This window comes from Thermus islandicus DSM 21543, from assembly GCF_000421625.1.
In the GTDB taxonomy this organism is placed as follows: domain Bacteria; phylum Deinococcota; class Deinococci; order Deinococcales; family Thermaceae; genus Thermus; species Thermus islandicus.
This window is the reverse complement of record NZ_ATXJ01000004.1, coordinates 1-14261: the sequence shown is the minus strand read 5'-3', so window position 1 is coordinate 14261 and position 14261 is coordinate 1. Positions and strand designations below refer to the sequence as shown.

13 protein-coding genes and 1 tRNA gene are annotated in these 14261 nt (G+C 66.4%); 9 read left to right on the top strand and 5 right to left on the bottom strand.

Going from position 1 to position 14261, the window contains the following annotated elements; translation table 11 throughout:
• Positions 1-22: 22 nt before the first annotated feature.
• From H531_RS0105285 to H531_RS0105270, 4 genes are all read left to right on the top strand, one after another.
• Positions 23-817, top strand: coding sequence for a hypothetical protein (locus H531_RS0105285; RefSeq protein ID WP_022798318.1), 795 nt, complete (start codon positions 23-25; stop codon positions 815-817).
• A gap of 199 nt (positions 818-1016) precedes the next feature.
• On the top strand, positions 1017-1442 hold the full coding sequence (locus tag H531_RS0105280; protein WP_022798317.1) for a 3D domain-containing protein: 426 nt from the start codon (positions 1017-1019) through the stop codon (positions 1440-1442).
• Between the two features lie 13 nt (positions 1443-1455).
• Positions 1456-2571, top strand: a complete 1116-nt coding sequence (locus tag H531_RS0105275) for an FtsX-like permease family protein (RefSeq protein WP_022798316.1) — start codon at positions 1456-1458, stop codon at positions 2569-2571.
• Positions 2572-2612: 41 nt separating this feature from the next.
• Positions 2613-2687 (top strand) — tRNA-Thr (locus H531_RS0105270).
• 180 nt (positions 2688-2867) lie between these two features.
• Here H531_RS0105270 and H531_RS0105265 read toward each other — a convergent pair.
• Positions 2868-4076, bottom strand: coding sequence for a glycerate kinase type-2 family protein (locus tag H531_RS0105265; RefSeq protein ID WP_022798315.1), 1209 nt, complete (start codon positions 4074-4076; stop codon positions 2868-2870).
• A gap of 2 nt (positions 4077-4078) precedes the next feature.
• The gene (locus H531_RS0105260) at positions 4079-5347 is read right to left on the bottom strand and encodes a (Fe-S)-binding protein (protein WP_022798314.1); all 1269 of its coding nucleotides are present in this window, start codon (positions 5345-5347) and stop codon (positions 4079-4081) included.
• A gap of 148 nt (positions 5348-5495) precedes the next feature.
• Here H531_RS0105260 and H531_RS0105255 point away from each other — a divergent pair, with 148 nt between their 5' ends.
• Genes H531_RS0105255 through H531_RS0105245 form a run of 3 tightly spaced genes read left to right on the top strand, consistent with a single transcriptional unit; the run spans position 5496 to position 8929 of the window.
• On the top strand, positions 5496-6224 hold the full coding sequence (locus tag H531_RS0105255) for a TIGR00703 family protein (RefSeq protein ID WP_022798313.1): 729 nt from the start codon (positions 5496-5498) through the stop codon (positions 6222-6224).
• Between the two features lie 8 nt (positions 6225-6232).
• The gene (locus H531_RS0105250) at positions 6233-8212 is read left to right on the top strand and encodes a DUF505 domain-containing protein (protein WP_022798312.1); all 1980 of its coding nucleotides are present in this window, start codon (positions 6233-6235) and stop codon (positions 8210-8212) included.
• A gap of 9 nt (positions 8213-8221) precedes the next feature.
• The gene (locus H531_RS0105245) at positions 8222-8929 is read left to right on the top strand and encodes a hypothetical protein (RefSeq protein ID WP_022798311.1); all 708 of its coding nucleotides are present in this window, start codon (positions 8222-8224) and stop codon (positions 8927-8929) included.
• Here the strand turns inward: H531_RS0105245 and H531_RS0105240 are convergent.
• The 3 genes from H531_RS0105240 to aceB all read right to left on the bottom strand — a co-directional run bounded on the left by H531_RS0105240 (position 8874) and on the right by aceB (position 12935).
• Entirely contained in the window at positions 8874-9929 is a 1056-nt protein-coding gene (locus tag H531_RS0105240; RefSeq protein ID WP_022798310.1) for an FAD-binding protein, read from the bottom strand. The genes H531_RS0105245 and H531_RS0105240 overlap by 56 nt on opposite strands.
• Positions 9926-11308 carry an FAD-linked oxidase C-terminal domain-containing protein gene (locus H531_RS0105235; RefSeq protein ID WP_022798309.1) on the bottom strand — a complete coding sequence of 461 codons (1383 nt, stop codon included), beginning with the start codon at positions 11306-11308 and terminating at the stop codon, positions 9926-9928. The genes H531_RS0105240 and H531_RS0105235 overlap by 4 nt, the downstream gene beginning before the upstream one ends.
• Before the next feature lie 64 nt (positions 11309-11372).
• Entirely contained in the window at positions 11373-12935 is a 1563-nt protein-coding gene (gene aceB / locus H531_RS0105230) for a malate synthase A (RefSeq protein WP_022798308.1), read from the bottom strand.
• Positions 12936-13033: 98 nt separating this feature from the next.
• Between aceB and H531_RS0105225 the strand changes: the two genes are divergently transcribed.
• Both H531_RS0105225 and H531_RS0105220 read left to right on the top strand, forming a co-directional pair.
• Positions 13034-13792 carry an IclR family transcriptional regulator gene (locus H531_RS0105225; RefSeq protein WP_022798307.1) on the top strand — a complete coding sequence of 253 codons (759 nt, stop codon included), beginning with the start codon at positions 13034-13036 and terminating at the stop codon, positions 13790-13792.
• Between the two features lie 42 nt (positions 13793-13834).
• Positions 13835-14261 (top strand): heat shock protein transcriptional repressor HspR (locus tag H531_RS0105220; RefSeq protein WP_022798306.1); only part of this gene is annotated, 427 nt, incomplete at its 3' end.

Sequence of the window (14261 nt, the reverse complement as noted above, 5' to 3'; positions counted from 1 at the left end):
CTGCCGGGGGTAAGATGGGAACATGTGGCGCAAAGGCTGGCTCCTTGCCCTCCTCCTGGCAGCCTGCAACCTCCAGGGAACCCCTCCGGTGAGCGGGAACCTGCAACTGGGTAGGTCCCAGGTGGCCGCCCTGCCCCCGGCCCAGGAAGGGCCTGGGGGCGAGCTCCGCCCCGGCGTGGCCCTGTACCGGATCGCCCTTCCCGCGGACGGGGCCGTGCGGGTCTCGGCCGTTTCCGCAGGGCTCGGCCTCAGGGCCCGGCTCCGCCTGGTCCTCCTGGACGACCGGGGCGTGGTGCAGGGGGTGAGCGTGGCGCGCCGCTGGTTCGGGGCCCGCCCGGAGCTTACCCCCCTGGCCCTTAGGCCCCAGGTCACCACCGACCCTGGGGTCCGCCTCAACTTCCGGGGGCAGGCGGGGCAGGTCTTCTACCTGCGGGTGGAGAACTACGCCTTGGGCGAGGACCAGGTAACCCTCTACGCGGACCCCTTCGTCCCTAACCCCTCAGGGCTTGGGGAAGCCTTCACCTCGGGCAGCAAGCAGGGAGCCATAGAGTTCGTGGGGGAGTTTGACCGCTACGACGTGGCCTCGGCCGCGGGGTACCTGCGCCTCACCTACTCGGGCCCCTTGGACCTAGTGGCCCTCCTCTACCTTTCCCCCGAAGACCCCAATCCCCTCACCTTGGACCCCGTGGTGAACTGCGCCAAGGTCAGCCCGGCCACCCTCCTTGTGGTGCGCGACCGGGGTCTCGCCCGGGCCGGGTTTGACGAGGAGAATAGCGGCCGCTACACCCTGGAGATCTCCGGAACCCCCTGCCCCTAGACCTCTGGTTTGAGCCAGATTAGAGCTAGCTAAAGGCTGTTGGCATTTTTCTCATCCAAACCCCCTGGGAAAGCTCCCTATCCACGGGGACTATTAAGTTCTTGGAATTAATACAGTTTTTTAGGCGCCTCCCCGGATGAGGAGGGAGCCTCATGGTTCTCAGGTTCTTCCTGGGTTCCTCGCCATACTCAGGAACGCTATGCGGGGTTTTCTCCCTTTGCTTCTCCTCGCCCTGGCCGTTGCCGGGGCCTTTGCGCAGGTCAACCCAAAGAAGATGGTCCTCCAGGCCACGGCCTACACCTCCAGCGTGGGGGAGACGGACCGGACGCCCTTTGTCACCGCCACGGGGGCGCGCACCCGCCTGGGGGTTGTGGCGGTGAGCCCCGACCTCCTTCCGCTCCTCCCTTACGGCACCAAGGTACGCCTGCGGGACCTGGGTTCTGTTCAGGGCCGGGGCAGGGGGCAGTTCAACTACCTGTTTGAGGGGAGGGTCTTCGTGGTGGCCGACCTCATGCACCCCAGGATGCGGGAGAAGGTGGACATCTGGCTTCCCGACCGGGCCACCGCCTTACGCTTTGGCCGCCGGTACGTGGAGCTGGAAGTGGTGGAGTACCCGAGGCGCTGAGTATCTTTAGGGCGTGCGCTTTGCCCTCTTCCTCGCCCTTGCCCACCTTAAGCGGCGGCCCCTGCAGACCGCCTTGGCCCTTCTGGGGATCGGGGTGGGGGTGGCGGTGCTCCTGGCCGCCCTTTCCCTCACCAACGGCTTTACCAGCGGCCTGGTCAAGGCCACCCTCAAGGCCTACCCCCACCTGGTCCTCTTTCGCCTCGGCGAGGAGCTTCCTCCCTTGCCCCCCCACCCCGAGGTGGAGGCCAGCGCCCCCTTTGCCGCCACCAAGGCTCTTCTGGTGCGTCCCGCGGAGGGGTCGCGGGGGCCTGGGGTGGACTTCGCCACCCTGGTGGGCCTCGGGGAGGGAGGAGAGGCCTTGTACCCCGAACTGAGCCTGAAGCTGGAGCCCGGGGGCATCTACCTGGGCTCGGCCCTGGTGCAGACCCTGGGGGTCTATCCCGGCGAGGCCCTGTTCGCCCTGTCCGCCACCCAGAAGCGGGTAAGGCTCAGGGTTTTGGGGTCGTTTCGCACGGGGAATTTCCTCCTGGACTCGGGCTATGCCTTTGTGGACCTCCAGACGGTGGAGGCCCTTTCCGGCACCCAGGTCCAGGGATACCAGGTGCGCCTAAAGGACCCCTGGCGGGCCAAGGAGGTGGGCCAGGCCCTCGCAGATAGGCGCTTTTTCCCCCAGGCGTGGCAGGACACCCAGCGCACCCTCCTGGAGCAGCTGGCCCTCCAGAAGCGGGTGTTGGGCGTGCTCATCTTCTTGATCGTGGTCGTGGCCGCCTTGGGGGTGGCGAACCTCCTCGTCCTGAAGGTGGTGGAGAAGACTCCCGAGATCGCCCTCCTTAGGGCCATGGGGGCCTCGAGGCTCACCGTGGGCTTGGTCTTCGCCCTGGAAGGGGCCATCCTGGGCCTGGGCGGGGTGGTTTTGGGGAACCTCCTGGGCTACCTCCTCTGCCTCTACCTGGCCCTGAGGCCCGTGAGCCTGCCGGGGGAGCTTTACTTCCTCACCCGCCTTCCGGTGGAGATGCGCCTGGCCGACTTTCTGCAGGTGAGCGCGGCCAGCCTTTTGGCCACCCTGGCCTCGGCCCTCCTGCCCCTTTCCCGGGCCTTGGGGGTGCGCCCAGGGGTGGTCCTCCGGTAGTTGCGCACCGGGGCGTCCTGCCCTAGACTTTTGGAGGGCGGGCCGGTGTAGCTCAGCGGTAGAGCAACCGCCTCGTAAGCGGTAGGCCGCCGGTTCAAATCCGGCCACCGGCTCCAGCTCCAGGACGCAAAACTCCCCGCCTTGGAAGTGAGGCGGGGGGTTGCTTTTGACAGCTTGAGCCTGAACGCGGTGGCTCACCAAAGCTCGGGCCTGACCCCGCCCAGGCCGCTCCTGGAATTCGCTGAGGGCATGGAGGCTTGGGGGAGGGCCTCGAGGACCGGCGCCAGCTCCCGGCGTTAGCCTACGAAAAGGAGGCGGAAGTCATTGAGGTTGGTCCCCGTGGGGCCTGTCACGAGGAGGGTTCCCACCTCTTGGAAGAAGGCGAGGCTATCGTTTTCCTCCAAGTAGGGCCTGGGGTCAAGCCCCCTTTCCCAGACCTCCGGGGTGAGGAGGGCGCCTGCGACCCCGCTCGTCCCGTCTAGCCCATCGGAGTCGGCAGCGAGGGCGTAGAGGGGGGCCTTCAGGTGGGCGTAGAGGGCCAGGAGGAACTCTAGGTTGCGCCCGCCTTGCCCCCGTCCACGCACCCGCACCTGGGCCTCCCCGCCCGATAGGAGGAAAAGGGGCCTGGCAAAAGGGAGGTTTCGGGTGCGGATGGTTTCCACAAGCTCGGCGTGAAAGCGGGCCAGCGCCTGGGCTTCGCCCCCAAGGCGGTCGGAAAGGACCACGGCCCGGTGGCCTTCCCGCCTGAGGAAGCCCTGGGCTGCCTTGAGAAGGTGCAGGTTGGCCCCTATGAGCCGCCAGGAAAGGCGCCTTAGGGCGGGGTCCTGGGGCTTGAGCGTCTCGGGGATTCCTGCCTCCAACACCTTCCGGACTCCCGGGAAGTCAAGCCCGTACCGGTCCAAGACGGCCAGGGCCTCGGCGGAGGGGGTGGGGTCGGGGTGGAAGGGCCCGGAGGCGATGACCGAAGGGTCGTCCCCGGGAACGTCCGAAAGGAGCAGGACCCGGACCCGGGCGGCGGTGGCCAGGAGGGCCCTTCCCCCCTTGATGCGGGAGAGGTGCTTGCGCACCGCGTTGACCTCGTGGATGCTGGCCCCGCTCCTTAAGAGAGCCTCGGTGAGGGCTCGCTTTTCCTCCAGGGAGATCCCCAGGGGGGCGCACCAGAGGGCGCTTCCTCCGCCCGAGAGGAGGGCGAGCACCCGGGCCTTGGGGGAAAGCCCTTGCAAGAGGGCAAGCACCTCCTCGGCGGCCCGCACGCTTTCCTCGTCGGGGACGGGATGGCTGGCGAAGCGGGCCCTCAGGCCCTGGGCCTTTTGGCCCTTGGGCAGGGTGAGGTGGTAGGCCACCTCCCCGTAGCGGTCCAATGCGGCCTGGAGCATGGCCGAGGCGGCCTTACCCACCGCCAGGACCAGGTCTGGCCGCCAGGGGGGAAGGGCCTTTGCGGTGAGGCGGTAGGGATCCGTAGCCCTCAGGGCCTCGAGGAAGGCTTCCTTGAGGAGGGCTTCCATGCTCAGCGCGTACCCCAATCCAGGGGGTTCTTTCCCTCGTAGAGGAGGGCCAGGAGCTCGGCGGTGTGCAGGACGGGGAGGTCCAGGTAGGCCTGGATCTGGGTGAGGCAGCCGATGTTGCCCGTGGCCACCAGGTCTGCCCCCGTGGCCTTCAGGTTCTCCGCCTTCCTCCGGCCTAAGGCCTCGGCGATTCCCGACTGGAAGAGGTTGTAGGTGCCCGCGCTCCCACAGCAGAGCTCCCACTCCTTAGGCTCCAGGACCTCGAGGCCCGCCGCTCTTAAAAGCTTCCTCGGGGCCTCCCGCACCCCTTGGGCGTGGGCCAGGTGGCAGGCGTCGTGGTAGGCCACCTTGAGGGGCCGGGGAGGGGGTGGGGGCGGGAGGAAGCCCAGCTCGTCCAGGAGGACGGTAAGGTCCCGTACCTTAGCCGCAAGGGCCTTGGCCTCCGCCTCCTCGGTCTCCCCCAGGAAGAGGAGGGGGTACTCCTTCATCCCCGAGCCGCACCCGGCGGCGTTGGTGACCACGAAGTCTACTTCCCGGAAAGCCTTTAGATTTCTCCGGGCGAGGGCCCTTGCCCCCTCCTTATCCCCAGCGTGGAGGTTTAAGGCCCCACAACAGGACTGCTCCTTGAGGACCAGGACCTCTATCCCGTTTTCCTGTAGAACTTTTAGGGTAGTCTGATTGATGGAGGGTCTCAAGACCCTCTGGGCGCACCCTAAAAGGAGCCCCACCCGCGCCCGCCTCTCTCCCTTGGCGGGGTAGACCTCCCCGTAGGGGGCTTCCTCGGGGAGGCGGTCCGGGAGGAGGGCGAGGGGGGCCTTGAGGGGTTTGGGCAAAGGGAGGGGCTTCAGGAGGGGTTTCAGGCGCACGCCGAGCTTTGCCAGGGGCCGGAAGCGCTCCGGGTAGGGGAGGGTGCGGAGGAGGGCCAAGCGGTAGGTGGCCTCCAAGGGAAAGCGGTGCCTTTGGGGTTCGCTCCAGAGCCGGAAGGCGGCGATGAGCTCGCCGTAGGGGACCCCGCTTGGGCAGGCGGTAACGCAGGCCTGGCAGGCCAGGCACCGGTCCAGATAGGGGAGGGCTTCCTCCAGGGGCAGATTTCCCTCCAGGACCTCCTTCATGAGAAAGATCCGACCCCGTGGGGAGTCCATTTCCTCCTGTAGGACGACGTAAGTGGGGCAGGTGGGAAGGCAGAAGCCGCAGTGGACGCAGGCTTCCACTGCGTGGGCCATGACCTGGCCTTCGGGGCCCAGCCGATCCACCGGGATGCGGTGTTGCATGCCCGCAGTTTAGGGGTAGGGGGGTCTCAGGTCTAGGCCCCCAATCCTTAAAAGTTATGCTCAGTTTATCTGCGTGTAATATTGACAAATAGGCTATAATGAACGTATAGTAAAAGCGTATGGGGCTTAAAGGCTTCAGGAGGCGAGGATGAAAAAGCGAGCCAGTAAGTTGACCGCAGAGGAGCTCTTGGCCAAGCACCAGGTGGCCCTGAACACCTTTGTGCGCGAGCGGTGGGGGGAGATCCCTCAGGAGATGGAGGTACCCCTGCGGGCTTTGCGTTCGTGGGGATTTGATCTCGTGCGGGGCCTAAGGGGCGGGAGGGAAACCCTTTTCACCACGCCTACAGAAAAGGGCTACGAGCCTGGAGATACCTTTGAGGAGCGGGGTGAGCTTTTTGAGGTGCGTGAGCTGGTAAAAGAACTGGGCCCTCAGGAAAAGCTCTTCATTGAGGTGACCCTCGAGGACCGCCGGGGCGTGATCCGGGCTCTTCACCGCACAGGGGTGGGGCAGGAGACAGTCCTCTTCACCCTTCCCGCTGCCGAGCTCCTGCTGGCGTTTTTCAAGAAGCGGGGTTACGGGAAGCTTCTGGAGGCCTTCGTCTCCTCTGGGATCACCACCGAGCTCCTGCAAAAGAGCGGGGAAGGGGGGAAGGCCTACCCCTTTGAGGCCCTCCCCCCCAAGATGCGGCGGGCCCTGCGGGAGGCCAGCGACCTCATCAAAAAGCATGGCGGCGTGGGCCGCTTCACCCTGGCCTACTTTGGGGTCAATAAGGACGGCGAGGATCGCTATATCGCTGCCTGGCTTCTACCCACCCTTCGCCTCTTGGATGTGGAGCTTGCCGAGAACGTGGACAAGCTGTTGGCTGCTTTGGGTTAGGAGGACCTATGGTCATCAAGAAGAAGCATGCTGAGGCCTTAGAACGGCTCCTCAAGGACGAGGAACAGGCGCTGCCCTTTACCCCCCTGGAGGAAGTGGACGAGCCCACCGCCAGAGAGCTGGAGCTTATGGGGCTTTTGCGCTTTGCCTCTCCGGTGCGCCTGGTACCCACCTACTGGGGCCGGGAGCTGGCCTACCTCCTGCGGGAGCTTTACGCCATGGGCCCCAGGCCCTACGCTGAGGAGGAAGGGGCGGGGACTTGGGTGGTGCGGGAAGCCTGGGGCCTCCGGCCCCCCGAGGCCTGGGCCGAGGAGTTTCGCTTTCTGGGCTCGGAGATCGTGGCCATGCTGGAGGCCGCCGACCGGGCGGGACAGGTGGGACCCGAGGGGGTGGAGCCCCTCATGGCCCGGGGCCTGGCCGCCCGGGTGTGGGACCGGGAGCGGAAGAAGGAGTACGTGGCCCTTACGGAGCAGGGGAGGCGGGCTCTGGCGATCTACCGGGCTTTGGAACCCGGCCTCGAGGTGGACGCCGCCCTAGCCGAGCTGATCCGCAAGCTTCCCCTGGGCCCTGCAGAGGCTGCACGGCTTTCCGCTAAAGAGCACGAGAAAAACCTCCTTGAGGCCATGCGCCTCATCGCCTACTCCGTGCCCCAGACGGAGGTCTTCACCTTCACCGCCTTGGGCCAGGCGGTGAAGCGGGCCCTGGCCCTGGGAGGGTTCGGGGAAGGGGATGTGCTCACGGCAGACCTTCTTCTGGCCCTGGCCGAGCATGTGGACAGCGGCCGGACCACCGAGGCCGCCCTCGCTACTCTCCAGGTTCTGGGGTATTTGGGCCCGGAGGGAGAGCTCCTTCCGGCCGGGGAGTGGGCTTTGGAAGCGCTCCGGCTCTTCCGGGACCGCCCGGAGGGACCGGCCTTGGCCTTAGACGTGGACGAGGAGGAGACCGCCGTTTTGGGGGCGATCCAGGCCCTTTGGGAGAAGGCCCGGGCCAATCCCGAGGAGCAGCCCACCTTTGAAAACCTCCGCCGGGAGATGGTGGATCGGAAGGTGAAGGAGTACAGGGCTCTTTTGGAGCGGTACGGACGTAGGCTGGACGAGATGCCCAAAAAGTACCAGGAGGTGGCCCGCCGCTTCCAGGAGGCTAAGGACCTGGTCCGCTGGTTTGACGACAACTTTGACTTGCGGGCACGCCTTCATAGTCTAGAAGGATTTCAGCTTATCCGTAGCCGGGAAGACGAGGAGGGCAGAGAGGTTTTTGAGCTCACCCCCTACGGGGTGAAGGTCCTGGAGGACGGGGCAGCCCGGGTAAGCGCCCAGGCGGTTAAGGCCATCACCACGACCAGGAAGCGCTTCGCCGCCCCAAACCTCGCCTGGTTCCGGGCTGCCCAAGAGGAGGGGCTCTTGGGGAGCGCCGAGCCCAGCCGCCGGGGCTACCTGTACGCCGACCTGGCGGAGAGGGTGGAGCGCCTTCCCTTCCTCACCGCCTACGAGCATCTGGTGTTCCGGTCCATCCCCGAGCGGGGCATGACCTTGCCGGAGCTTTACGGGGCCTTGGAGGGGAGGCTGGAGAAAGAAGAGGTGGACTTTGCCCTGGGCAAGCTGGAGGCCAGGCGCCTGGTGGAGGTCCTTCCCGACGGCAACCTCGTGGAAACCGAGGCTGGGGTGCTCCTGGACAAGGCCCTTTCCGCCGTGCACGAGGGGGTGGGCTTCCCGGTCACGCCCCAGCTCGTCCGGGTGCTCAGGGCCTTGCGCCGGGTGGGCACCCTTTACGTGAAGGAGCAGCGCGTGCGCATCCCGCCCCGGAACCTGGCCGAGGCCCGGAGGCTTTCCGGTCTTCCTGAGGAGACGTTTGCGAACGCGATGGAGCTGGCCCGGGCCTTGGGCTATGTGGGGCAGAACAGCTTGAACGCGGCGGGGCTTCTCCTTCTGGAGGCCGTGGAGAAGATGAACACGCCCTTGGCAGCCCGGTACATGGAAGCAGCGTATTAGGGGGCTTGGGTGCGGCTCGTCCCTTACTCTCCCGTGGCCTCCTTGGAGGGCTTCCCGGGAGGAAGGCTTCCTGGGGAGTGGGTTCTCGAGGCCCTGGTGCTGGCGGCCTTCGCCCACCTGGTGCGCAAGGACAAAGCCTTCGCTGAAAGGGTGAGGCGGTTTGTACTGGAGGGAGCCTACGCAGGCTCAGGGGAGCTGGTTTCGGGGCTCAGGGAGTACCTCTTCCAGGCCAGGCCTGAGCTTTCGGGCCTCGCCCTTTCCGACCTTCCCTTGGAGGGGGTAGAGCGCCGCCGCCTTTTGGTCTTTGACCTGGAACGCAAAGAGGTGGTGGGCGATCGCGAGGGCCACCTCTTTGACTTGGACTTGACCCTGGACCTTCCTCCTGTCCTCAAGGCCCTGGCCCCCGCCGCCCGGAGCTTCGCTGAGTCCTTGGCCGCCCATGAGGGCCGGTCCCTTGCCGGGACCCCCTTGGGGCCTTTTTACCAGAGGCTCCGCGCACGCATTAAGGGAAGCGCGTTCCCTTTGCGCCTCGGAGACTACGCTGACGACCTTTTCCGCACCTGGCTCCTACCCTTTTACCGGGTCAGGGAGGTGGCCGCCTTCCTCTGGCGGCGCTTTCACCTGACCCCTTGGCCCAGGCGGGTCTACGCCTGGAAGGGGGTTACGCTGGGCTGGGTCTTCCTGGAAACCGACCCCGAGGGTCCAGCGCCTTCTTGAGGGGCCCGTAGAAGGCCGCCGGCGGCTCTGGGTAAAGAGGGGTTCCCGCCCCTTTCAGGACCAGGTGGGGAAGCCCGAGCTCCCTGAGCGCCTTTAGGCCCCCTTCCTCCAGACCCGCGTACAGAAGCTCTCCTCCGGCCATGTAGCGCCTTGGCCCCAGGGGAAGGCCTTCCAGCCGGGGAATGAGGCCGGGTTGGGAGGGGATTTTGACCCAGATGGGACTTTCCCCTAAAAAGGCGAGTTCCCCTACCCCTTCCCAGTGGGCTTCGTCCTCCTCCAGCACCGTTTCCGACCCTTCCAGGAGGCGCGCTAGTTTCTCCGTCCGCCGCCTAAGGCTTTCGGGAAAGCCTCCGAGGCGAAGCTCCAAGGTATTGGGGGGGATGAGGTCCAGGGCCAGAAGGTCCAGGGGGAGAAGGCGCAGGCGTTCTAGGGCGCTTAGGGCCTCCTCGAGGCGGGAGAACCCCACCCGTAGCGTCCGGGTGGCCGGGGGCAGGGGGAACACCTTGAAGGAGACCTCCACCATGACCCCGAAGGCCCCCAGGGCGCCCACCATAAGCCGGTGAAAGGGGAAACCGGCAGCGTTCTTGACCACCTTACCCCCGCCCCGTAGGAGGTTGCCCTCCCCGTCCACGAAACGCACCCCCAGGAGGAAGTCCCTTAGGCCCCCGTATCGCCAGCGCATGGGCCCGGAAAGGCCAGCGGCCACCGTGCCCCCCAAGGTGGCCCCAGCCTTCGCCAGGGGCGGGTCAAAGGGCAGGTACTGGCCGTGGGCCCGGAGGGTTTCCTCTATCTCGGAGACGGGCGTGCCGGCTAACGCGGTGAAGACGAACTCCTCGGGCTCGTAGGCCAAGAGGCCCTTGAGCCCCGAAAGGTCCAGGAGGACCTCTCCCTCCCTCGGCGCCGAGAGGGCGGGTTTGGTCCCCCCGCCCCGCACCCTAAGGTAGGGGTGGGTGAGCACCGCCTCCCGTACCTCCTCCAGGTTTTCCGGCCTCAGGGTCATGGGGCCGCCTCCATCTGGGGGTCAAAGACCTTTCCCCTGTTGGCGAGGCCCTTGGGGTCTAGGGAGGCCTTCACCCGCTCCATGGCCTCCACATCCGCCTCCGAAAACATCTCCCGGAGGTAGGCCTTCTTCTCCACCCCTACCCCGTGCTCCCCGGTGATGGAGCCCCCAAGGCGGATACAGAGCCTGAGGATTTCTCCGGCCAGGGCCTCTGCCCGGGAAAGCTCCCCCGGTTTCTTCCCGTCGTAGAGGACCAAGGGGTGGAGGTTTCCGTCTCCGGCGTGGAAGACGTTGGCCACCCGGAGGCCGTAGGCCTGGGAGAGCCTTTGGATCTCCTTGAGGGCCTCCCCCAGCCGGCTTCGGGGCACCACCCCGTCTTGGACGATGTAGTCCGGGGATAACCTGCCCACGGCGCTAAAGGCGGCCTTCCTCCCCTTCCAGATGGCCTGGCGCTCGGCCTCGCTGGCGGCCACCCGGACCTCGAGGGCCCCGCTTTCCCGGATCACGCGGTGGAGGTGATGGGCCTCCTCCTCCACCTCCTCCCGTTCGCCCTCCAGCTCCACGATGAGGAGGCCTTCCGCCTTGGGGTAGCCTGCCTTCACCGCCGCCTCGGCCGCTTCTATGGCCAAGCGGTCCATGATCTCCATGGCCCCAGGGAGGAGGCCTGTGCGGATCACCCGGCTCACCGCCTCCCCCGCCTTCTCCAAGCTCTCGTAGGCGGCGAGGACCGTGTGGTACGCCTCGGGTCGGGGAAGGAGCCTTAGGGTGATCTCTAGGGCGATGCCCAAAAGCCCCTCGGTGCCCACAAAGAATCCGAAGAGGTCCGGCCCCACCCCTTCTAGGCTTTCCCCGCCCAGGCGCACCACCTCCCCCGCGGGGGTGACCACCTCGAGGCCCAGCACGTGGTTGGCCGTCATCCCGTACTTGAGGCAATGGGCCCCGCCGGAGTTGAAGGCCACGTTCCCCCCGATGGTGGACACGGGCTGGCTGGAGGGGTCCGGGGCGTAGTAAAGGCCGTGGGGAGCGGCCTGGCGGGAAACCTCGAGGTTTACCACCCCCGGCTCCACCACGGCGATGCGGGCCCTGGGGTCCAGGCGCAGGATGCGGTTGAGCCGGTTGAGGGCGATGACGATGCCGTCCTCCACCGGAAGGGAGCCCCCCGAGAGGCTGGTGCCGCTTCCCCGGGCCACGAAGGGGACCCCGTAGCGGTGGCATAGGCGGACCACCCCCACCACCTCCTCCTTGGTCTCGGGCAATACGACGGCAAGAGGGCGCTTGCGGTAGGCGGTGAGGGCATCGGACTCGTAAGGGGCAAGCTCCGCTTCCCCGGTGAGGACCCTCCCGGGTAGCAGGGCCTTGAGTTCCTCCAGAAACCCCACGCTCGGCCTCCTTTCCTTCCACTTTAGGGCAAAAGGCGGAAGAGGCCCCCGCCGCGCTTTGGGCCTAGTCAATGTACTCGTAGGCCACCAGGGTCAAAAACTCAATGAACTCCTGGGAGAGGACCAGCTTGTCCAGGATCTCCTCCGCCTCCCGGTAGCGCTCCTTGCCCCGCCCCCCCAGCTTGGCGAGCTCCTCCTCCTTGATCTTTTGGTAGAGCTCGGGGGTGACGGTGCGGCCGTCCTCCAGCCTGGCCTCACGGTGGACCCACTGCCAGAGCTGGGCCCGGCTGATCTCGGCGGTGGCGGCGTCCTCCATGAGGTTGAAGATGGCCGCAGCCCCGTTCCCCAAAAGCCACTGGTTCAGGTACTGGAGGGCCACGGAGACGTTGTTCCTAAGCCCGGCCTCCGTTACCTTCCCCCCGGGCACCGCAAAGTTCAGGAGGTCCTCCGCCCTTACCTGGACGTCCTCCCGCTTGATGTGCTTTTGGTGGGGCCTATCCCCCAGGTGGCGGTCAAAGACCTCCATGGCCACCGGCACCAGGTCGGGGTGGGCCACCCAGGTGCCGTCAAACCCTTGGGAGGCCTCCCGTTCCTTGTCGGCCCGGACCTGCTGGAAGGCCCGCTCGTTCACTTCAGGGTCCTTGCGGCTCGGGATGAAGGCGGCCATGCCCCCGATGGCGTGGGCCTCGTGGAGGTGGCAGCTTTTCACCAGGAGCTCGGTGTAAGCCTTCATGAAGGGCACGGTCATGGTCACCTGGGCCCGGTCGGGAAAGATGGGGGCCTGGGTGGCGAACTTCTTGATGCAGCTGAAGATGTAGTCCCAGCGCCCGGCGTTGAGGCCGGCGGCGTGCTCTTTGAGCTCAAAGAGGATCTCCTCCATCTCAAAGGCCGCCAGGATGGTCTCAATGAGCACCGTGGCCCGGATCGTTCCCCGGGGAAGGCCTAGGGCGTCTTGGGCGAAGCGGAAGACCTCGTTCCACAAGCGGGCCTCGAGGTGGCTTTCCAGCTTGGGCAGGTAGAAGTAGGGACCGCTTCCCCGCCTTAAGAGCTCGTGGGCGTTGTGGAAGAAGTAGAGGCCGAAGTCAAAGAGGCTTGCGGAGATGGGTTCCCCGTCCACCCGGACATGTTTTTCCGGGAGGTGCCAGCCCCGCGGGCGCACCACCAGGGTGGCGGTCTTCTCCTTGAGCCGGTACGCCTTGCCCTCGGGGGAGACAAAGTCAATCTGGCGGCGCACGGCGTCCATGAGGTTCTTCTGCCCCCGGATGACGTTATCCCAGGTGGGGGAGAGGGCGTCCTCAAAGTCCGCCATGAAGACCTTGGCCCCGGAGTTCAGGGCGTTTACGATCATCTTCCGGTCCACGGGGCCGGTGATCTCCACGCGGCGGTCCTGGAGGTCCTCGGGCGCCTCGGCCACCTTCCAGTTCCCGCCGCGCACGAAGGTGGTTTCCTCCAGGAAGCCTGGGCGCTCCCCGGCCTGGTACCGGGCCCAAAGCTCCTGGCGGCGGGCCAGGAGGGCCTTGCGCACTGGGTTGAACTCCCGGTGCAGGGCAACCACAAACCTAAGGGCCTCTTCCGTGAGCACCTCCTTCAGGAGGGGATGGTCCTTGAGGATTTCCACGCCCTTCATGGTGGCCTGAGCCTAAGGGAGGGGGCGCGGGTTTGTCAATGGACGGAATGTTTTTTCGTGGATTGAAAAACTCGGGCTCCCCCGGTATCCTGGGGCCCATGCCGCGGCCTAGGGCGAAGGGGGCTTCGGAGGTACGAACCCTGGAGCGGGGCCTTGGGGTCCTCGAGGCCTTGGCGGAGCTGGGGGAGGGGGGGCTTTCCCAGCTGGCCGAGCGGACGGGCTTGGCCAAGAGCACCCTTTACCGCCTCCTCCAAACCCTGGTTCGCCTAGGCTTCGCCGAAGAGGAGGGGGGGGTCTATCGGGTGGGCCCCCGGGGCTTTGCGGTGGGCCAGGCGTATCCTCGCAAGAACCTGCTTCAGGCCGCCAGGCCGGAGATGGAGGCCTTGGTGGAGCGTTTCGGGGAGAGCGTGAACCTGGCGGTGCGCTCGGGTCTTGAGGCCCTCTACCTGGACCAGGTGGAGGGGAGGCAGCTGGTGCGCCTCTTTACCGCCCCCGGGACCCGGGCCCCTCTCCACGCCACCGGCGTGGGGAAGGTCCTCCTGGCCTTTGGCGGGATCCCGGAGGGACTGGTCCTGGAGCCTTATACCCCCTACACCCTCACCCAGTGGGACCGCCTCCTAGAGGCCCTAGAGGAGGTGCGGGTGCAGGGCTATGCCCTGGACAACGAGGAGCGGGAACTGGGGGTGCGGTGCGTGGCCGCTCCCGTGTTCGGCCCAGAAGGGCGGGTAGTGGCGGCCCTCTCCCTCTCCGCCCCCAGCCGCCGCCTTTCCCAAGAAGAGGCCCACCGCCTGGCCAAAGAGGTGGTGGAAGCGGCCAAAAGAGCTTCCTTGCGCCTGGGTTTCAGGGGGCCCTTATAATGAAGAGGGTTAGAAGGGCTTAGCAGGAGGGGCTAAGGGGCCATGGACAAGGACCGTCCGGTGTACGTGATCAGCGTGGCGGCGGAGCTGGTGGAGATGCACCCGCAGACGCTTCGGTTGTACGAGCGGAAGGGGCTGATCAAGCCGAAGCGGTCTTCGGGGAAGACGCGGCTTTACTCCGAGCGGGACATTGAAAGGTTGCGGGAGATTCGGCGGTTGACGCAGGAGCTGGGGGTGAACCTGGCGGGGGTGGAGGAGATCATGCGGTTGAGGACCGAGCTCGAGGCCCTCCAGGCCCGCTTTGAGGCCGAGGTGCAACGCCTCAAGGCCGAGATCGGGGACCGCCTGCAGGAGCTGGAGGAGCGCAAGGCCCTGCCTCCCCCCGGAGGGACCGCCAAACCTTCCCCCAAGGACCGCCCCGTCTACGTGATCAGCGTGGCGGCGGAGCTGGTGGAGATGCACCCGCAGA

What these genes read in the sequence shown, in the direction of transcription:
- H531_RS0105250 (WP_022798312.1), top strand. Translation starts at nt 6,233, where the DNA reads ATGGTCATCAAGAAGAAGCATGCTGAGGCCTTAGAACGGCTCCTCAAG.
- aceB (WP_022798308.1), bottom strand. Translation starts at nt 12,935, where the DNA reads ATGAAGGGCGTGGAAATCCTCAAGGACCATCCCCTCCTGAAGGAGGTG.
- H531_RS0105265 (WP_022798315.1), bottom strand. Translation starts at nt 4,076, where the DNA reads ATGGAAGCCCTCCTCAAGGAAGCCTTCCTCGAGGCCCTGAGGGCTACG.
- H531_RS0105280 (WP_022798317.1), top strand. Translation starts at nt 1,017, where the DNA reads ATGCGGGGTTTTCTCCCTTTGCTTCTCCTCGCCCTGGCCGTTGCCGGG.
- H531_RS0105285 (WP_022798318.1), top strand. Translation starts at nt 23, where the DNA reads ATGTGGCGCAAAGGCTGGCTCCTTGCCCTCCTCCTGGCAGCCTGCAAC.
- H531_RS0105225 (WP_022798307.1), top strand. Translation starts at nt 13,034, where the DNA reads ATGCCGCGGCCTAGGGCGAAGGGGGCTTCGGAGGTACGAACCCTGGAG.
- H531_RS0105255 (WP_022798313.1), top strand. Translation starts at nt 5,496, where the DNA reads ATGAAAAAGCGAGCCAGTAAGTTGACCGCAGAGGAGCTCTTGGCCAAG.
- H531_RS0105260 (WP_022798314.1), bottom strand. Translation starts at nt 5,347, where the DNA reads ATGCAACACCGCATCCCGGTGGATCGGCTGGGCCCCGAAGGCCAGGTC.
- H531_RS0105240 (WP_022798310.1), bottom strand. Translation starts at nt 9,929, where the DNA reads ATGACCCTGAGGCCGGAAAACCTGGAGGAGGTACGGGAGGCGGTGCTC.